At 45.2% G+C, this 18,573-nt stretch carries 15 protein-coding genes and 1 riboswitch; of the genes, 10 read left to right on the plus strand and 5 right to left on the minus strand.

From position 1 onward, the window contains the following. The first annotated feature begins 71 nt into the window (after positions 1-71). From ACMCM8_RS01635 to mobA, 8 genes are all read left to right on the plus strand, one after another. The gene (locus tag ACMCM8_RS01635; protein ID WP_412724806.1) at positions 72-1,604 is read left to right on the plus strand and encodes a bifunctional metallophosphatase/5'-nucleotidase; all 1,533 of its coding nucleotides are present in this window, start codon (positions 72-74) and stop codon (positions 1,602-1,604) included. A gap of 7 nt (positions 1,605-1,611) precedes the next feature. Next, the gene (locus ACMCM8_RS01640; protein ID WP_412724808.1) at positions 1,612-3,222 is read left to right on the plus strand and encodes a GGDEF domain-containing protein; all 1,611 of its coding nucleotides are present in this window, start codon (positions 1,612-1,614) and stop codon (positions 3,220-3,222) included. A 288-nt stretch (positions 3,223-3,510) separates the two neighbouring features. Further along, positions 3,511-4,827: a methyl-accepting chemotaxis protein gene (locus ACMCM8_RS01645; protein WP_412724810.1), complete on the plus strand. Its 1,317-nt coding sequence runs from the start codon at positions 3,511-3,513 to the stop codon at positions 4,825-4,827. A 535-nt stretch (positions 4,828-5,362) separates the two neighbouring features. Continuing rightward, a complete protein-coding gene (locus ACMCM8_RS01650; protein WP_412724812.1) occupies positions 5,363-6,772 on the plus strand; it encodes a CmpA/NrtA family ABC transporter substrate-binding protein in 1,410 nt (469 codons plus the stop codon). Positions 6,773-6,856: 84 nt separating this feature from the next. Further along, complete coding sequence (locus ACMCM8_RS01655) at positions 6,857-7,852, plus strand: ABC transporter permease (protein WP_412724814.1); 996 nt, start codon at positions 6,857-6,859, stop codon at positions 7,850-7,852. Positions 7,853-7,879: 27 nt separating this feature from the next. Further along, positions 7,880-8,758: an ABC transporter ATP-binding protein gene (locus ACMCM8_RS01660; RefSeq protein WP_412724816.1), complete on the plus strand. Its 879-nt coding sequence runs from the start codon at positions 7,880-7,882 to the stop codon at positions 8,756-8,758. Between the two features lie 140 nt (positions 8,759-8,898). Further along, on the plus strand, positions 8,899-10,119 hold the full coding sequence (locus ACMCM8_RS01665) for an alginate export family protein (protein ID WP_412724818.1): 1,221 nt from the start codon (positions 8,899-8,901) through the stop codon (positions 10,117-10,119). Between the two features lie 12 nt (positions 10,120-10,131). After that, a complete protein-coding gene (mobA, locus tag ACMCM8_RS01670; protein WP_412724820.1) occupies positions 10,132-10,821 on the plus strand; it encodes a molybdenum cofactor guanylyltransferase in 690 nt (229 codons plus the stop codon). A gap of 17 nt (positions 10,822-10,838) precedes the next feature. Here mobA and ACMCM8_RS01675 read toward each other — a convergent pair whose 3' ends face one another. The 5 genes from ACMCM8_RS01675 to ccoG form a co-directional block, all read right to left on the minus strand. After that, on the minus strand, positions 10,839-11,429 hold the full coding sequence (locus tag ACMCM8_RS01675) for an HD domain-containing protein (RefSeq protein ID WP_412727580.1): 591 nt from the start codon (positions 11,427-11,429) through the stop codon (positions 10,839-10,841). Positions 11,430-11,509: 80 nt separating this feature from the next. Further along, on the minus strand, positions 11,510-12,142 hold the full coding sequence (locus tag ACMCM8_RS01680) for a thiol:disulfide interchange protein DsbA/DsbL (protein WP_412724822.1): 633 nt from the start codon (positions 12,140-12,142) through the stop codon (positions 11,510-11,512). Between the two features lie 276 nt (positions 12,143-12,418). Further along, a complete protein-coding gene (locus tag ACMCM8_RS01685; RefSeq protein WP_412724824.1) occupies positions 12,419-14,341 on the minus strand; it encodes a TonB-dependent receptor plug domain-containing protein in 1,923 nt (640 codons plus the stop codon). Positions 14,342-14,422: 81 nt separating this feature from the next. Then, positions 14,423-14,677: riboswitch (cobalamin riboswitch) on the minus strand. A 17-nt stretch (positions 14,678-14,694) separates the two neighbouring features. After that, positions 14,695-15,678, minus strand: a complete 984-nt coding sequence (locus ACMCM8_RS01690; protein WP_412724826.1) for a serine/threonine protein kinase — start codon at positions 15,676-15,678, stop codon at positions 14,695-14,697. Further along, positions 15,675-17,105, minus strand: coding sequence for a cytochrome c oxidase accessory protein CcoG (gene ccoG, locus ACMCM8_RS01695; protein WP_412724828.1), 1,431 nt, complete (start codon positions 17,103-17,105; stop codon positions 15,675-15,677). Before ccoG ends, ACMCM8_RS01690 begins: the two co-directional genes overlap by 4 nt. A 403-nt stretch (positions 17,106-17,508) precedes the next feature. Between ccoG and ACMCM8_RS01700 the strand changes: the two genes are divergently transcribed. Continuing rightward, positions 17,509-17,871 carry a hypothetical protein gene (locus ACMCM8_RS01700; RefSeq protein WP_412724830.1) on the plus strand — a complete coding sequence of 121 codons (363 nt, stop codon included), beginning with the start codon at positions 17,509-17,511 and terminating at the stop codon, positions 17,869-17,871. An 84-nt stretch (positions 17,872-17,955) separates the two neighbouring features. After that, positions 17,956-18,507 (plus strand): DUF3016 domain-containing protein, encoded by a 552-nt coding sequence (locus ACMCM8_RS01705; RefSeq protein ID WP_412724832.1) that lies wholly within the window; start codon positions 17,956-17,958, stop codon positions 18,505-18,507. Positions 18,508-18,573 lie beyond the last annotated feature (66 nt).

Genomic DNA, 18,573 nt, shown 5'->3' on the forward strand with positions numbered 1-18,573 from the left:
CAGACGCGGTAAGCGAATGCATATTACTTGCTATACTTGGGTTAATAATAACTCAATGGTGCGTTGGCCATATGTCTAAGAAGTTCGTGCTACTTGTCCCTATTGCGTTGCTGTTCATCCTTGCAGCTCACAGTGCTGTTGCATCTCATAAAAATGACAATAGCAAGGCGAAAGTGACCTTGTTACTTACCGCTGATATGCCGGACATTAGCGACCGCCGTACGGGGCAGTATGCCTCTCTTCAAACTCTTGTAAAACAGTATCGAGCACAGAACAACAATGTCTTCTTTGTCTTTGGTGGCGGTTCAATAGGCCCTAGTGCACTGGCGTCATTTGACCGAGGGTCGCATATCATCGACCTTCTCAACAGTATTGAACCTGATGTTATGGCGGTGACTAAGCGAGAATTTAGTTTTTACGAAGACGAGCTATCCTTGCGCTCTTATGAAGCTGCATTTCCTTTTGTGGCAAGTAATGTGTTAGACAAGCGGGTTTCTGTGCCACCCGATGGGTTACAAACCTCAGTGTTGGTGGAAAAAGGCAATTTGGCTTTAGGGGTAATTTCAGTACTACATGAGAGGGTCATCGAAGAGTATCAATTATTTAATATAGCTATTACGCCAGCACAAAAAGCGATTCTAGATGAAGCTGAGCAGTTAAGAGGTCAAGGCGCAGACATGATCTTACTTCACTACTCCTACCCATTTCCGTTTGTCGATACTTTGCTTACTGAAGGGGTAATAGATGCGGCTTTTATTACCGATAGTAGACTGAATGAAGCTGACTTAGCGGATATTAAACAGCACCCTAACAACCTCGCTTTGACTAGACAAGGTTCGGCAATAGTGGCGAACTTCTCGCGCAATAAAAATAAAAACAGCTTTGACCCATGGCAGCTTGCTGCTGCACAGGAAGTTGAATTGGATGAATATGAAAAAGACGCGTTATTGCAACAGCAACAGTCTGGTTATGAGACTCGATTAGAACGGTTACTCAATATTCAAATAGGAGAGTGGCAAAGCCCAATTTCCACCCTGCGACAAGCTGTGCGTAGCCAAGAAAACGCCTTTGCTAACTTTGTCACTGACACCATGCGGGACTATGGGAATGCAGATATTGCTTTGATTAACGGGGGAAGTATCAGGGGAGACAGACAATACGCAGCGTCTTCACCTATTACCCGACAGGATATTGTCAGAGAGTTGCCCTTTCGCGCTCATGTAGTCACATTAACGCTTACAGGAAGGCAAGTGGTACAGGCGCTAGAAGAGGGCGTGTCTCAGTATGAAACTAACAAAGGAGGGTTTCCTCACGTCTCTGGGTTGTCTTATACGTTTAACCCTAATTTAGATGTCATGAGTCGAGTGACTAATGTGTTGGTAGGGCAGCAACCGATCCAACCCGATACTAATTACAAGATAATAACCAGTCACTTTTTAGCTGATGGGGGGGACGGCTACGTTACCTTCAAGCAGGCCCCAAGAAAATATACTTTTAATCCGGGGCCCCCACAGGTTACAGATTTAGTCATTCAGGCCATAGTGCGAAAATACGCCATCTCTGTGCAGGTTGAAGGGCGTATCAGCAAGGCAGGGGGGCAATAGGTTCACCATGCAGCATAAAAAAAAGACGCTTTATTTGTTCATTTTAGCGCAGTGCACTGTTATGGGGCTGTTTCTGCTTATTCTTGTGTTATCTATATCCAGGCTAAATGATGTAAAGCACGTGCTCAATAACGTGACGTCTTCTTCAATTCCCACATTAACTCATGCTTCGTCTATTACTAGGGATGTGCAGCGTTTAACTTCGCTTACCGCTCGATTAACTGGGGCTGAAAATCACTCTTCCCGTCGCATTGTAAAAAATTTACTGGATGAAACCATCGTTCGACTAAATGCTACAGATTTACAACAAAATAAAAGTCAACACTACCTTCTCACACAGCTTAGTGTGTTGGCCGAAGAAATAGAAGAGCTGGAAGACTTAGTGAGTCTGCGGATAGACATAGACAAAGAAGTTAGCGCTGAGAGAGACGTATTATTCAGGTACCTAAACAGTATTTTTGACGAAGAGTCCAGCACGCAGTTATCGTTGCATTCTGCACAGACTCTGGTGCCACTGATTTTGCAGATAGCTCAGATAAACCAGCAATATCAACTACATGAGTTGCGTAAACTGGAAGTTAATATTGAGAAAAGTATCACGCACCTCAAAGAAAGCGCGGGTCATCAAAAAGGGATGGGAGACATTACTGAATATTTAGCGCACAGATTGCTAGGCCCACAGGGGATGATAGAAAAGCAAGCTAATGTAATGCGCATACAAGGGAGGCTGCGGGGAAGAGGCAGTTTTGTTGAGCACCTGGCGCAGGATGTGGCAGCTAATATTGAATTCAGTGCCTCTACTGTTACTCAAAATACGTCATATCACGCAGTATCAGCAAGTGAGCGGGTATCGAAACAAATCTCGTGGCTGATTATTCTCTCAACAGTGGCAATGCTATTTTGCTGTGCAATTATTTTTTATATATACAAGCGCATTATTAAACGGCTGGTTGCCCTTACCTCACTAGTAGAAAATGCCAGTGATGAAGTGGCAACGTTTGAAGGAAATGATGAAATTTCTCGTTTAGCAAAAACCTTTGCGCTGTATTTTCAACGGGTGCAATCTCAGGAAGCGGAGCTGATTCAACTATCACTCAGTGATCCCCTTACCGGTATTTCTAATCGACGGGCGTTTAACCTTGAAGTAGGCAAAAGTATTGCTGTAGCGAAACGCTATAGTTGGCCTTTATCACTATTGCTGTTAGATGTAGACAGCTTCAAAGCGTATAACGACAACTATGGTCATACTCAAGGCGATGTTTGTCTTAAGTCTGTGGCGGCGACCTTGAGTGAAGTGATGACCCGAAACACTGACTTTTGCGCACGTTACGGTGGAGAAGAGTTTGTGGCTATCTTAGCCAATACAGATGAAACTGGTGCCAGTATAAAGGCTGAAAAAGTTCGTGCTGCCATTGAAGCATTGCAGTTACCCCACTCGAAAAGTGCCGCTTCTGCATATGTTACCGTTAGCGTAGGAGTAGCAACGTTTTATTTTGACAAACATTCGACTTGGGATTTGACCACCATGTTGAACGTCGCTGATGAGGCTTTGTATGAAGCAAAATCACAGGGTAGAAACCGTTGTGTTAAAACGGTAAATGGCAAAAAAATAACATAATCTCGTCTAAAAATGCTTTTTCGTTAATTAATTACAAAAGTTGAAATAAATTCTCTCTACACTTTTCAATCTTCTGCTACTTTTAAATAAAACAAAGTGGAATTTATTTGCTCATGCCCTACTTAGGCAATGACGAATTAATAAGACACTTTGACAATAAATCTGTTCTAGTGAGTGGTTCTCAACATACCCCGTGAAGTTGAAAGCGTTGCTGCCTTTGATGGCGTTCGCTTCACTGCGTTTTTTGAAATCCTGAACTATAACGAAGTGATCCAACAGGAGAGTGTGATGTTTTTCAAAAATAACGCGTTGATAGCGGAAAACCAGCGTTTACAAAAGGAATTAGAGGCTTATCAAACTATTCAGGAAGAACTTAGAGAAGAGATGCTATATGTAGAATTAAGCGCTGATGGCCGGATCAGAGACCTCAACAATTTGTGCACACAAGCCACAGGTTATTCGTTGTCTGATATAGAAAGTAAAACGCTAGATAGCCTGATGAGCGCTGAGGGACTTAAACGGGTTGACAATAAGAATCTGTTGGAAGCGATAAAAAAGCATCGTCACTGGCATGGGGCAGTGAGTTTTCGACATAGTAAAGGGCAGGAAATTTGGGTGCGGGGAATTGTGCAACCCATTGATAATGCAAGCGGTAATGTGAAATGCATTGCCTTCTACATGGCTGAGCAAACTAAGAATATTGCCCACAGTAACGAATTGCGAGACATGAATGCGGCGCTTCATCGCTCATCAGCTGTAATCGAGTTCAACTTGGACGGCACAATTATCAAAGCCAATGACAATTTCTTAAAGGGAACCGGTTATAGTCTTGACCAGATCGTAGGCAAGCATCACAGAATGTTCTGTACAGAGCAAGAAGCAAACTCTGAAGAATACAAACGGTTTTGGCGGGATTTAGCCAACGGAGAGTTAAAATCCGGGCGTTTTAAGCGTGTGGGAAGAAGTGGCGATGAAATTTGGCTAGAAGCCTCGTATAACCCCATTCGCAATGAAGAAGGTAAGCTATACAAAGTGGTTAAATTTGCCACCGTTATCACCGAACAAATGCAGCGGGAATTTGCCATATCTGAAGCTGCAAATGTAGCGTTTAATATTTCTCAGGAAACCGGGCAACAAGCAAAAATGGGCGGTGAAGTGTTAGATTCTACTGTTCGCACCATGAACGAGCTTACTAAGCAAATGGGAGCAGCCAGTGCAGGTATCAAGGACTTAGATGAGCAGTCGCAAAAAGTAGCCGATCTTGTGAAAAGTATCAGTGGCATTGCCGATCAAACTAACTTACTGGCACTTAATGCTGCTATAGAGGCAGCCAGAGCCGGCGAGCAAGGTAGAGGTTTTGCAGTAGTCGCCGATGAAGTACGTCAGTTAGCCTCGCGTACCAGTAATGCCACAGAAGAAATAGTTAATGTAGTGGTAGAAAATAGAAAGCTCACAGAAAATGCAGTACACCTCATTGAAGTGGGCCAAGAAAAAGCCAGAGAAGCCCTCGAATTTTCAACAGAATCTGGCAAAGCGATGACAGAAATCCAACGGGGCGCCAATGAAGTTGTCAATGCGATAGGGCAGTTTACAAGACGTTTGTAATAGGCCGCTAGGTAACAAAGGTAACGCTAAGTAGGACGCTATCTTAGCGTTACCCCTGTCGCACCAATATTGAACAGCAGTTCTATTTTTTGGTGCATGAAAAGCAGATCTCAAGCCATTAAATCCATCTAATCATCACTTCTTTTTTAATAAAATCAATTTGTTGCATTTTTGGCATAATCAGTGCTTTTAATACAAGTGCTATCAAAAGGCAGGCGTGTTTTCCTTTAGAGGTAAAACAGGCTGCTCTCTATAACGTGCATAATTAGGAATAAGAAGAGCGGTAGGGAAGCGTTAATCTTCACGGCTATGGCGAGTAAATAATAATAAAAATAACATCATTAGATGTACTGGCTAGATCTTTTGATAAACATCCTTAAACATGAGGTGTGTAAGCGGGAATACTTGCTTGCAATTTACAATTTGATGCGTTTGTAAGTACTCCGATCTTACAAACACGGCAATGAAGCCCACCATGCGCGACAGTCACATGTCGATACGCTGGTGGGTTTTTTTTTGGCTACGAGGAACACGTATGAACGGGTTTAAAGCAACATTACTATTGCAACGAATAACGAAGATGAGCGTGAAACTGTGTACCGCATTGACGCTTACTTTTACTGCTGCTAGCGGCATCGCATTGGCTCAACAACCTACAGTGGGGTGGCCTGAAAAAGAAGAACTCAAATTTGGGTTCATAAAACTTACCGATATGGCGCCACTTGCCATCGCTTACGAAAAGGGATTTTTCGAAGATGAAGGGCTGTATGTCACGTTAGAAGCGCAGGCGAATTGGAAGGTGCTATTAGATCGTGTTATTGACGGTCAACTCGACGGCGCCCATATGCTTGCGGGACAGCCGTTAGGCGCCACTATCGGTTTTGGCACTGAGTCTCATGTGGTCACGGCGTTTAGCATGGATCTCAACGGTAATGGTATTACGGTTTCAAATGAAATATGGGACAAAATGAAAGCCCATATTCCTTTACAAGACGGTAAACCCGTACATCCTATTAAAGCCGATTATTTAAAACCAGTTGTGGAAGAATACCGCAATGCAGGTAAGCCATTTAAAATGGGCATGGTATTCCCTGTTTCTACGCATAATTATGAACTTCGTTATTGGCTTGCGGCCGGTGGAATTCACCCCGGTTTCTACGCGCCACATAAAGGGGACACCTCTGGTCAAATCGATGCACAAGCACTGCTATCGGTCACGCCACCTCCGCAAATGCCCGCTACCATGGAAGCGGGAACTATTTATGGCTACTGCGTAGGTGAGCCGTGGAATCAGCAGGCTGTTTTCAAAAACATTGGCGTACCGGTGATCACCGACTATGAAATATGGAAAAACAACCCAGAGAAGGTGTTTGGTGTAAGCCAATCTTGGGCGAAGAAGTATCCCAACACCCATATACGCGTGGTTAAGGCACTCATCCGTGCAGCCATGTGGCTAGATGAAAACAACAATGCAAACCGTCCAGAAGCCGTCAAAATTCTCGCTAAGAGCACCTATGTGGGCGCCGATGAAGATGTACTGGCTAACAGTATGACTGGCACATTTGAATACGAGAAAGGGGACAAACGCGAAGTGCCCGATTTCAATGTGTTTTTCCGCTATCACGCAACGTATCCGTTTTACAGCGATGCCATTTGGTACCTCACACAAATGCGCCGATGGGGGCAAATTTCTGAAGCCAAAACAGATGACTGGTACAAAGATATCGCTAAGAAAGTATACAAGCCTGAAATCTATGCTCAGGCAGCGTTGGCACTGATTGCAGAAGGAAAAGCAAAAGCGTCAGACTTCCCCGAGTTTTCTACTGAAACGGGCTATAAACCACCCCAAAGCGAGTTTATTGACGGTGTGACCTACGACGGGAGCAAGCCAAATGCCTATCTCGAACAATTCACAATTGGCTTAAAAGGTAACACAGTTCTTTAGTCCGAGTTCTTGTTGCGCTCACCGCTACAAGTTGGGCGCAACAACGGTACTTATTAAAGGGCTATTTGGTGTGAGGAAAAATCGATGAGCAAAATGACCACAACACTTCGAATTCCATCGTCAGCAACCAATGCTAGCGGATTCTTAGGTCACTTTTATCAGGCTATATCGGCGCTTTTGTTGCCTCTGATTGGGTTATTGCTGTTTTTAGCCATATGGAATGGTGTAGCAAAAAGTATTGATACATCGCTGGGGCAATTTCCTGGTCCAGCTCAAGTATGGGAACAAGGTGGTGCACTGATTGATGAACACATTGCACAGCGGGAAAAAGCGGATGCGTTTTATCAGCGTCAAGACCAGAGAAATGCAGCACGCATGGCACAAGATCCCAGTTATGTTCCCAAGTTACGTGAATTTACTGGGGCGCCAACCTTCTTTGACCAGATTTGGACCAGTCTCTATACGGTAATGGTTGGCTTTGTTATCGCTTCTTTTATTGCTGTGCCATTGGGCATTTTATGTGGGCTGAGTAAATCAGCCTACACTGCGATTAACCCCTTAATTCAGCTATTTAAGCCGGTGTCTCCCTTAGCGTGGTTACCACTGGTCACCATGGTGGTGAGTGCGTTGTATGTGAGTGACGACCCCGCCTTCTCAAAGTCTTTTGTCACGTCAGCTTTTACGGTGTCGCTATGCTGCTTATGGCCCACGTTAATCAATACGGCTGTAGGCGTTTCTAATATTGATAAAGACTTAATAAATGTAAGCAAAGTGTTGCGTCTTACGCCGCTTTCACACCTGACAAAAATTGTATTGCCATCTTCGATCCCTATGATTTTCACCGGGCTTCGACTGTCGTTAGGGATAGGGTGGATGGTGCTTATTGCAGCCGAAATGCTGGCGCAAAACCCAGGATTGGGGAAATTTGTGTGGGATGAGTTTCAAAACGGGAGTTCGGAATCCCTTGCCAGAATTATGGTCGCGGTACTGACCATAGGCGCAATTGGATTTGTGCTAGATCGACTTATGTTGTCCATCCAGCAAGCGGTGAGCTGGGACAAATCGAGTGTACTGCGCTAGCGGCGCAGAATAAGAGGAGAGAACAGCATGTTGTCAAAACATTTAGAGTTGGCCCAGGTGGGCATTGATTTTCCTACGCCCAAAGGTCCATTTAAAGCACTGGATGACGTGAATTTAAAAATTGCCAAAGGGGAGTTTGTCTCACTGATTGGCCATTCCGGTTGTGGTAAATCTACCGTACTTAACATTATTGCAGGATTACACCAAGCAACCACTGGCGGCGTTATTCTTGATGGAGCCGAAGTTAATCAACCCGGCCCAGAAAGAGCGGTGGTTTTTCAAAACCATTCATTACTGCCGTGGTTGAGCGTTTATAAAAATGTTGAGTTGGCGGTGAAGTCCACCATGCGCGGTAAGAGCAAAAGCGAAATGCGCGAATGGATTTTACACAACCTGGAACTTGTGCAAATGACTCATGCGTTGGATAAATTGCCAAGTGAAATTTCAGGGGGAATGAAGCAGCGAGTAGGTATAGCTCGTGCGTTAGCAATGGAGCCCAAGGTGTTATTAATGGATGAACCCTTTGGTGCATTGGATGCCCTTACTCGCGCACACTTGCAAGACTCGTTAATGGACATTCACGCCGATCTGGGTAATACCGTCATAATGATTACGCACGATGTGGATGAAGCGGTATTGCTATCAGATCGCATTGTGATGATGAACAATGGGCCAGCCGCTACCATCGGGGAAATCATTGACGTAGCACTTCCGCGCCCGCGGGACAGGTTGGCGTTGGCTGACAACCCATCTTACAACCATTATCGGCACGAAGTGCTGACCTTCTTATACGATAAACAAAAAAAAGTTGAAACGGTTTCCTCTCGTTCGAAGTCAGGGGGGAACCGTTCATCCAATGAGGTGACATCTGAGAAAAAAGACGCGAATAGTTCAGATGCCGCCTGACACTATCGGCATCTGAGTAAGGCGGCGAACCTGCCGTCAATCACAACATCGGCGAAACCCGAATAAAGCCTTTCACCTGGCATTTTTTGCCTGGGAGGGAGGTGCTGACTTTAAAAATCAAAAACCGATAGGGAATACACATGAAAACGTTTCACAAAAAGAGTATCAATCTTCTTACCGTTTCAGTACTCACTGCGTTATGTTCACAAGTATGGGCAAATGATATCCATGATGCGCTAAGTGACTCAACCGCCTACGCCGATTTTAATTTGCGCTATGAAGGGGTTGATCAAGATAACGGGTTAAAAGACGCCAGCGCATTAACGCTGCGTACGTGGCTGGGCTTTTCAACAGGCAGTGTAAATGGGTTCTCATTTACCGCTGAAGTTGAGGATAGCCGCACTGTGATGGGGCAAGATGAATTTTCCGTGGGGCCAACAGGGTTCAATGTCGGGGAATATTCGGTAATTGCAGATCCCGAAACCACTGAAATTGATCAAGCCTATATTCAATACAAAACCGACAGCTTTACCGGCAGATTGGGGAGACAAGTGATTACCCTTGATGACCACCGGTTTGTTGGGCACGTAGCGTGGCGTCAAGATAAGCAAACCTTTGATGCTGTTAGTGCCAAATATGCAGTAAACAAAGAAGTAGAACTATTCTATAGCTATCTCTATAAACGAAACCGTATTTTCGCTGAGGCAGCTGACATTGATTCTAATGACCACTTGTTACACATGTCTTATACATCTGACATAGGTAAGTTTGTGGCTTATGCGTATTTGCTTGAAATGGATAATGGCACAACGAATGGCGTAGATACCTTCGGCTTAAGTTACGATGGAAAAGCCGCGAGTGAAAAGGTGAAGTGGACTTACGGTGGTGAATTTGCAACCCAGACCAGCGAATCAGGTGCTGGTGAAAGTGCTGCTGATTTTGAAGCCATTTACTTGAACGCTTATGTCGGTGCTACGTTCTCTGGACTGACAGCAAAAGTGGATTACGAACTTCTGGGTTCTGATGACGGTCAGTACGGTTTTGCTACGCCTTTAGCGACCTTACACAAATTCAATGGGTGGACCGATCAATTTTTATCAACCCCTGCTCAGGGGTTGCAAGATCTTAAATTTTCGTTGTCGGGTGGTTTTGCCGGCGGCAAATGGATAGTGGCCTATCACGATTTTAGTAGCGACGACAGTGCTGGTGGTGTAGATGACTTAGGCAGTGAGATCAATGCACAATACACCAAAAAATTTGCTGGGAAATACAACGTCGGCATCAAGTTTGGTAGCTACGATGCCGGTGACATCAAAGTGGATACCAATAAATTTTGGATGTGGGTAGGCACTCGCTTTTAAGTGCTAAAGACAGTGAAAAGCACGTTTATTACATATGATGAACCCGCTGAAAAGGGGGCAGAGTTAGATGACTTCTGCGCCCTTATTTTGTGTGGTGGGCAATCCCGTCGAATGGGCAAAGATAAGCGCAACCTTAAACTTGGGCAGCGCGACTTTTTGCAACTTGCACAGGACGCGCTTTGTCAGTTGGGCGTAGCAAATACTATCTTCGTGGGTGGCAAAGATGAGCCAATGCAAAAGCATAAGATAGCGGATACCTATTCCTTTCAAGGTCCTGCAGTTGCGTTACTGCACGCCTTGCGCACACTCGCTGGGGATAGTGGTTTTGTACACCATGCCCCGTCCAGTGTAAGTCCTCTAAATAAAACGGCTAATCCCTTATTTTTCGAAAGGTACCGGCATTGTGTGATCATACCGGTAGATATGCCGCTGCTTACACCTGCAAGCATATTGCCGTTGATAGAGGTGGCATGTGGTGAGAAACACAGTTGCCACTATGACAATGAGTGTTTTCCTTTGGTGATATACAACGTGGCTGCACACCTCGATAAGTTAACGCACGCCATTTCGGGGCAAGCCCCGCGAAGTATGCGTACCATTATCCAATCAGTCGGTGCATTGCGTGTTGACGTGCCCGTCGGACTAGAGCGAACGTTGGTCAATATCAATACACCACAGGATTATGCCAAGTATTGTACTTGATAATACTTATTGTCTGGTCACTGGTGTAACCAACCTTGTTTAACCGCGTGGTCAAGTTGAGACATGACGTAATCCCACAATTTGGGCGCACAGCTTTGTAAATGGATATTGCGTTTTTCAATCTTACTGCGGGAAATGGTATGCTTTTTCCAGCTTCCCCCTTGATCCTGCATATTCTGAAATACCGGTAAAACCCTATCCATTGCTTTGGCAAATTCTGCATCCACTGAAGTGGCCTCTTCGAACTCTAACCACAATGCGAGCATTTCACGGTTAATAGGTTCAGGAAGAAGGCCAAAGATCCGCTGTGCCGCCGCGACTTCTTTTTCAGCTTGTGCGTCGTGATCCAGTTGGCTATTAAAGGCAAACATGTCGCCGGCGTCTATCTCTACGATGTCGTGGATAAGGATCATTTTTATTACGCGAGATACATCAATAGGTGATGTGGCGTAAGGGGTTAACATAGTGGCCATGAGGGCAACATGCCAACTGTGTTCTGCAGAATTCTCCTGACGATAATTGTCAGCAGGCAAAGTAATCTGCCTTTTTACTGCCTTTAGCTTGTCTAATTCACATATAAATTCTGCAAATTCGTGTACCGAGTGCATCACGAAAGAAGTCTCCTTAAATAAAAATGGGCGCTGTTGCGCCCATTTTTTGTCGTGGTTTTGTAGTCGAGTTGGTGTACTTATTTCTGTTCAGATAACCAAACAATAAGGTCAGCAATATCGTCGAACGTCATGTCCGGAGTAAATTTAGGTTGGTATTTCCCATTGATAATAAAGCTGGGTACACCCGTTAGGTGGTCGCGATAATCATCAATTTGTTGCTGATTTTTACGCAGCATACTATTAACACCAAAGCTATTGGCTAGCTTATCGAATTCTTCGCCATCGATGCCATTTACCACAAAGATGTTACGCAAATCTCTAAGGCCTGTGATGGATGCACGCTGCTTGTGAATATAATTGAATATGGCGCTATTCATCGCTTCTTCTTGCTTCATAGCACGGGCAATTAGCATTGCCTTAGTTGCAGCGTCCTGTACATCAGGGCCGGTAAAACGCATGAAGTTAACGTGCACTTTGTTGAACTTAGTGCCTTCGTTTTTCTTCTCTTTGATTTGCGCCACAATTGGCTCAAACTGGAAGCAATGCGGGCACCAGTATGAGAAATACTCAGTAATAACAGGCTTATCAGTCGCTTCGCGGTCAAGCACTGTAAAGTGCGTACCTTCTTTCCATTTCGATGCGCTATCTTGTGCGCACGCGGTTAAAGGCAAAAGCATTGCCATGACAACCATTACTGCAAACTTTTTCATGGAATCAATTCCTATCAATCTAAAACAATTATCTAACGCGAGATTATCACAGGCTTTTATTGTTAACTAGGCCGATATAGCATTACACGACGAGCCTGCAAAAAAATACAACGAATGGATCTTAACGGACTTTGATGAATATCCGATGAATAGCAGTGTGTTTTTCTGCCTTTTTTACTAACTACAGAGATGGAACTACGAAGACGCTTACATTGTAATAAGCCAAAATAGGGAGATAAAGAAGGGCTACACACCTGTGGTAGCCCTTAGTGAATCCTATAGAGCGTAGTTGACAGACACGAGCACTCTTCTTTCCTGACCTGCATACCCAACTATATCTTCGTAATCGGTATCAAACAGGTTATTCACTTTCACTGACGCTTGCCAGCTATCACTAATCCGATAGCTTACGTTTACACTTGCCAGCGTATAAGCGGATAAAGCCAGCGTTTGTGACGGCGTTGGGTAGGGCGGGAAATACGTATCAAACCGGGTACCCGTATAGGCGAGTTTGGCATAGGCACTTAGACGCTGTGTTCCCAGTGATGAAGTAAAAGTCAGTGCGCCCTGATGGCGTGCACGTCGCAATTCTGTGGTGGTCACGCCTGAGTCAGTCTGATGGGCATCTAAGTAGCTATACGAGGCGGTGAGGGTCCCTAAAGCGCTGGCCCAGTCGAACGACATTTCGAGGCCTTGGCGATCGCTTTTTCCGTCCACATTCGCTGCGCTGTAAGCACCCAACTCTGGGTTATACACAAATCCGTTTATTTCGTTTTCTAGATCGGCGTTATACCAGCTGACCTGCCCCCTTATTCGCTGCCAGCTGCCTTTAATGCCCACTTCCCACTCCTGACTGGTTTCAGGTTGTAGATTGGGATTACCAATAAAACTAGCAGGGTAATAGCCAAAACGTTCAGTGAAGGTAGGTGTTTTAACGGCTTTTCCTAAGCTGGTAAATAACGCATAGGTATCACTGACTTGCCAGGTGACACCCGCCCGATAGCTGGATGCATCGTCGAATTCACTGTTATTATCGTAACGCGCGCTTAGGCTGGATGACACAGTATCAGACCATTGCACGTTAATTTCACCAAACGCGCTATTGGTATTGTCATGTTGCTTGTGGTTAGGATCGCCAAAGCCAACAGGCCCACGTTGTGAAAATAAACGTTGTAAGTATTCAATGCCACCGGCAAATTGCCAGTTTTCTTGTGAGTAGAAGCCCGTCCAATTCACCTCAATACGTTCACCTGTCGTGCCTCCTGCATCCATTTTAGAAGTGGTGTTGTCATTTTTGTCTTTGCGGTATTGGGTAGTGAGGGTTGCGCGGTAAGCCGAATAGGTGGGAGTAAATAACCACTGAAGTTTAGTACTAAGCTGCGCTCCGTCGGTGACATTATCTGAGTCGGTAGGCAGGCCGGTAGTAACGTAATCTGTGCCATCATAGTCGTTTTGATATTCCACACTGCGCAACTGCGCGACAAAGGTGTGAACGTCATTATGTGCATAATTGAAGTTGATGCCTGCGGTGGTATTTTGGTAACCGTCGTTTTCGTTTCCTTGACGAGCGATGTTGTCACCATCTGTATCAAGAAAGTTTACATACGCTGAAATACCTAGGTTATTGAGCTGGGTTGTCCCGTTCAGGTTTGCCTGATAAGTGTCTTGCGTACCCGCGCCGACTGACAGAGTCATACCTTCTGAAGCCTGATTGAATTGCCCCGCTTTGGTGGTGATACTGAGCACTCCACCGATCGCGCCACTTCCCCAGCGCGCACTTTGTGGGCCACTGAGTAATTCAATACGCACTACATTCGCGCTGGTTAAATGCGCTAAATCTATAAGGCTACCCTGGCCCACATCATTGGCCACCACACCGTCGATAAGTACCAGTAAATGGTTGGTTTCACTTCCTCTTACGCGCACTTCAGTAAGTCCACCGGGACTACCAGATTGGGAAATGCTTACCCCAGGCAAGCCGCGAATGAGCTCAGTTAATTGTACTGCACCCGAGGCTTTAATCTGAGATTCAGTCAGTATGGATACTGTACCTGGAAATTGGGTTAGCTGAACAGGTAATCGGGAGCCCGTCACAGTGAGAGTTTCGATAGTATTTGAAGTAGCGTGTGCAACTGCAGATAGAGTTAAGCACGAGAAAACAGCAGCACTTAGTGCTGTACGAGTAAATAGTGTACGCATGGTTTTTATAATCGTTTCAGATGTGCTCCGCCCGAGCACATGTTTATAAGGATGTATGCCAACTTATTATTGGTTAATGCGGCATACTGCGAAGCTCAGGCCGGTATCCGGGCTTACTCGCCAATATGAGCTTGAATAGACATGTTGGCTCTTTTGCCTTCCCATCATAAAAGTAATCGCTTACTTAACGGACAGTGGCGTGTGAAAAGAAAATGTCACTAGAGACATTGAGTTTACCGTTGCGGGGGCAGCATCAGTATTTCACTGATTTCCCGTTTAACGCCGACGACAGTAGAACAAATGAGTCATCGGCGCACCTGCGCGGACTTGAGTATATAGAAGTTGCTGAGGCTTTAAAACCCAAGCTTTAGGGGGGCTTCGTTAAGGGCTGATAATTGCTCTTTCAACGCCAGGATTTGACCTTCCCAGTACTTGTCTTCGGCAAACCATGGAAAGGCGCGAGGAAATGCAGGGTCCTGCCAACGTTTTGATAACCAAGCCATATAGTGAACCATGCGCATGGCGCGCAAGGGCTCAATCAACGCCAGTTCTGCGTTATCAAACGAGTGAAACTCTTCATAGGCCTCAATAAGTGTATCAAGTTGCAGTAACTGTTGTTGTCTATCACCACTTAACATCATCCACAAATCTTGAATAGCGGGGCCCATGCGGCAGTCGTCCAAATCGACGAAGGTAGGGCCATCTCGCCATAAAATATTCCCGGGGTGACAGTCACCGTGTAAGCGCAGGGTCGATTGCGTAGTGTATGCCGCCTTGGTGGTGTTGATCACTGGATCCAAAATGGCAAAAAACGCGGTTTTCAAATGCTCTGGTAACAGTGTGCTTTGTGACAAAATGGCTCTGGGCTCATCTAAATAGCTCGCGACATCGATAGAGGGGCGATGAGCGAAGGGCTTAGCCTGTGCAACGCGATGGATTCGGCCGATAAACCGCCCCATCCATTCCAGCTGATCTAAGTTGTCATTTTCGAACTGCCGTCCCCCTACAGAGGGGAACAGTGCAAAGCGGTAATCCGTATTGTCGACCTGGTGATGGTGAAGTGTTTCACCGGCAATCGCGATGGGCGCAGCAATGGGAATGTCGTTGTCGATCAATTCTTTCGCAAAGCTGTGCTCTTCTGCTATTTGGGTATCTGTCCAGCGACCCGGTCGGTAGAATTTAGCAACATAGCGCTGGCCGTCTTCTGCCACAAATTGATAGACACGGTTTTCATAACTATTTAGCGCTAACAATCCACTTTGAAGAAAAATGCCCTGTTTTTCCAGGGCATCCAATATAGTGTCAGGACTGAGTCCTGAGAATGAGAAATCTGTCATCGATAAAGGAACTTGGTTGGCTCATCAACGGTAACACTTTCTCCATCTATGGTGGTGGTTACGCTGATAAAAATATCGGTAACCGTATCTTCCAGATTATAGGCATCGGTTGCAACCGATATTGGTGTGCTGTATACCGCGCCACCCTCAACCGTTACTTCCTGTTCACCTATATACTTGTAATCAGGAAGGCCTTTTACTGAAACGTAGTACGTATGGGACTGTTGCGTTTTGTTAAGCACTTTAATGGTGTATACATTCTCAATCAGGCCTTCATTCGTTTCGCGGTAGAGGGAATTCCTATCGCGAATAATATCCACTTCAGTGGGACTACGTGTCCATATATTGGCAAATAGCAAGCCAAGCATAACCATGAGTACCACAAAGTAACCAATAAGCTTAGGACGGATGATATGGGTTTTACCGCCGGCCAGTTCTTCCTCAGAAGTGAAACTTATCAGTCCTTTGGGGTAATCCATTTTTTCCATTACCCCGTTGCACGCATCCACACAGGCGCCACAGTTAATGCATTCGTATTGCAGACCATTGCGAATATCGATGCCGGTGGGGCATACCTGTACACACAGGTTACAATCGATGCAGTCGCCTAACCCCTTTTCCTGAACTTGTTCATGGCTAAGTTTTCGCGGTCGTGGACCCCGTTGCTCACCGCGGTTAGCGTTGTAGGAAACCGTGAAGGTATCTTTGTCGAACATCGCAGACTGGAAGCGGGCGTAGGGGCAGATATGCGTGCACATAATTTCCCGCATATAACCTGCATTACCATAGGTACAAACCGCAAAGAAGATTACTGAAAAGCCCGCCCAGAAACTCGTGTTGAAAGTAAAGAAATCAATGAATAAGTCACCGATAGGGGTGAAGTAACCCACAAACGTAAGGGCGGTCAATAGCGCGATAGTTATCCAGCCAGTATGCTTGGCCGTTTTTCGTAAAAACTTATCACCGTCCATGGGACGGGCATCGAGGGCAATGCGTTTGTTTCGCGGCCCTTCCGTCTTTTCTTCAAGCCAGGTGTAGATATATACCCATGTGGTTTGGGGGCACATAAACCCGCACCACACCCTTCCTGCAAAGGTCGTAACGAAAAACAGCGCAAACGCTGAAACGATAAAGATGTATGCCAGTAAAGTGAGATCCTGCGGCCATAATGTCAGCGAAAATATGGTAAAGCGTTGTTCTCCGATATCCAGCAACACCGCCTGATGACCGTTGTATTGTATCCACGGGATAAGCGCAAAAAGCGCGAGGAAAAACAGCCCGAAAAAGCGGCGGAATGATTCAAGGGGGCCTTTGACCGCACGTACATAAATACGGCTGCGCGTGTCATAACGCTTACCCTCTGTGGTGCCTTTTGGCTGGTGTACTTTTACCGGTGTGACATTTTTAACCGGTATTTTTTCATTCATAGTTTAACCTTAGCTGACATCACGAACTGCCTATGCAGTATAACAGCCCAGCCGATTCTGTATTTAATATAGATCAATAATGGAGAGTATGATCTATCTTTTGAAAGTTTCAGTCAATACTGAAACTTCAGAATGTTTGTCCGGTGTTGAGCTGGCCGTTAGTCAAGCAAGGCAGTGTTCAACACACCAAAAAGGTATACTTGCGTATATTTGAATGCATTTACAGTCAGTCATTCTGACACCTATTATATCAGTACGACACTTACGGTGTAGAGTGGTTTTAACACTCACTGGAATGGTGTAAAGGTATAATTTGCACGAAGTATTCTTTGATATCTAAGGGGAAATATCCTATGTACACAATGCCTTCAACAACACCATTTTCTTAAATAGGCGAGTTAACATGTTACGGTTTTTTATCATTGCTGCTGAGATAATCGTTTTGTTTGTGGTGCTTCGCTCTCCCTTTGTGCAGTATTTTCTTGAAGATATACACCAGTCTATTTCCAACTATCTTACCGAATTAGCGAGCCTCCCCGAGCGGGAAGAACTAGCCGCATTACGAGAACAAATTGCGCAACAGCTCGGGCCACTAAAGTCCTATCAGGTAAGTTATGTGGAACGCATTACTGCAGATACTACTTCATTACAACGCTTTCAACGAACATACTGTGAAAAAGACGATATAAACCCTAATTTCACGGGAACTAAACGTGCCCACCTTTGCCTAATCATCAAACAGTCTCCGCTATTACAAAAAAGATAGTCACGCGTATTCACACCATTTTCCCATGCGTGTTATGGTAATTTTAGTGTCAGTAGATGGAGGTTTAAAGTGGTGAATAGGAGCATGAAAGTGACCAAAGTAAGCACGTTATTTTGTATGAGTTTTGCAGCTATTCTCGGCGTGGCCTCGGTGGCGCTTCCTTCTTACGCTGCTGAAGTGAAGATCACCTGGAAAGATCCTGAATCTTTCTCCGATGTCAGACCGTCGAATGAGTCACGAGTTCGTTTCAGAGAGCGCACACTGAGTGAGTTAGAAGCACATATTGTTGAATTAGGCAGCGCCTTACCACAAGATCAGGTGCTGACAATGATTGTCACTAATGTGGATTTGGCAGGGGAAGTATGGCCTAGTCAGTTTGTGGGGTTCGGTAATTCCGGCGCCAGTGATATTCGCGTAATCAAGCGTATCGATATCCCTAGAATGAGCTTCAGTTATACGTTATCTGATGCTGCCGGGAAGGTTATCGCAAGTGAGGAAGACGTAAAACTCAAAGATATGGATTTTATGGAATCAGGCATTCGTCGCTATCGCTCTGAATCACTGTCATACGAAAAGGCGATGCTAGACGACTGGTTTGCCGATACGTTTGCAAAACAAGTTGTGTCAACGCACTAGGTCATCATGCCTGCGTTAATGATGTAATAAAAAAAGGTCGCCTATTGGCGACCTTGTATTTTAGCG

This window comes from Alteromonas sp. D210916BOD_24 (genome assembly GCF_047159385.1).
In the GTDB taxonomy this organism is placed as follows: Bacteria; Pseudomonadota; Gammaproteobacteria; order Enterobacterales; family Alteromonadaceae; genus Alteromonas.

Coding starts and splice junctions, on each gene's coding strand:
- ACMCM8_RS01635 (WP_412724806.1), top strand. CDS start 72: ATGTCTAAGAAGTTCGTGCTACTTGTCCCTATTGCGTTGCTGTTCATC.
- ACMCM8_RS01640 (WP_412724808.1), top strand. CDS start 1,612: ATGCAGCATAAAAAAAAGACGCTTTATTTGTTCATTTTAGCGCAGTGC.
- ACMCM8_RS01645 (WP_412724810.1), top strand. CDS start 3,511: ATGTTTTTCAAAAATAACGCGTTGATAGCGGAAAACCAGCGTTTACAA.
- ACMCM8_RS01650 (WP_412724812.1), top strand. CDS start 5,363: ATGAACGGGTTTAAAGCAACATTACTATTGCAACGAATAACGAAGATG.
- ACMCM8_RS01655 (WP_412724814.1), top strand. CDS start 6,857: ATGAGCAAAATGACCACAACACTTCGAATTCCATCGTCAGCAACCAAT.
- ACMCM8_RS01660 (WP_412724816.1), top strand. CDS start 7,880: ATGTTGTCAAAACATTTAGAGTTGGCCCAGGTGGGCATTGATTTTCCT.
- ACMCM8_RS01665 (WP_412724818.1), top strand. CDS start 8,899: ATGAAAACGTTTCACAAAAAGAGTATCAATCTTCTTACCGTTTCAGTA.
- ACMCM8_RS01675 (WP_412727580.1), bottom strand. CDS start 11,429: ATGCACTCGGTACACGAATTTGCAGAATTTATATGTGAATTAGACAAG.
- ACMCM8_RS01680 (WP_412724822.1), bottom strand. CDS start 12,142: ATGAAAAAGTTTGCAGTAATGGTTGTCATGGCAATGCTTTTGCCTTTA.
- ACMCM8_RS01685 (WP_412724824.1), bottom strand. CDS start 14,341: ATGCGTACACTATTTACTCGTACAGCACTAAGTGCTGCTGTTTTCTCG.
- ACMCM8_RS01690 (WP_412724826.1), bottom strand. CDS start 15,678: ATGACAGATTTCTCATTCTCAGGACTCAGTCCTGACACTATATTGGAT.
- ccoG (WP_412724828.1), bottom strand. CDS start 17,105: ATGAATGAAAAAATACCGGTTAAAAATGTCACACCGGTAAAAGTACAC.
- ACMCM8_RS01700 (WP_412724830.1), top strand. CDS start 17,509: ATGTTACGGTTTTTTATCATTGCTGCTGAGATAATCGTTTTGTTTGTG.
- ACMCM8_RS01705 (WP_412724832.1), top strand. CDS start 17,956: ATGAAAGTGACCAAAGTAAGCACGTTATTTTGTATGAGTTTTGCAGCT.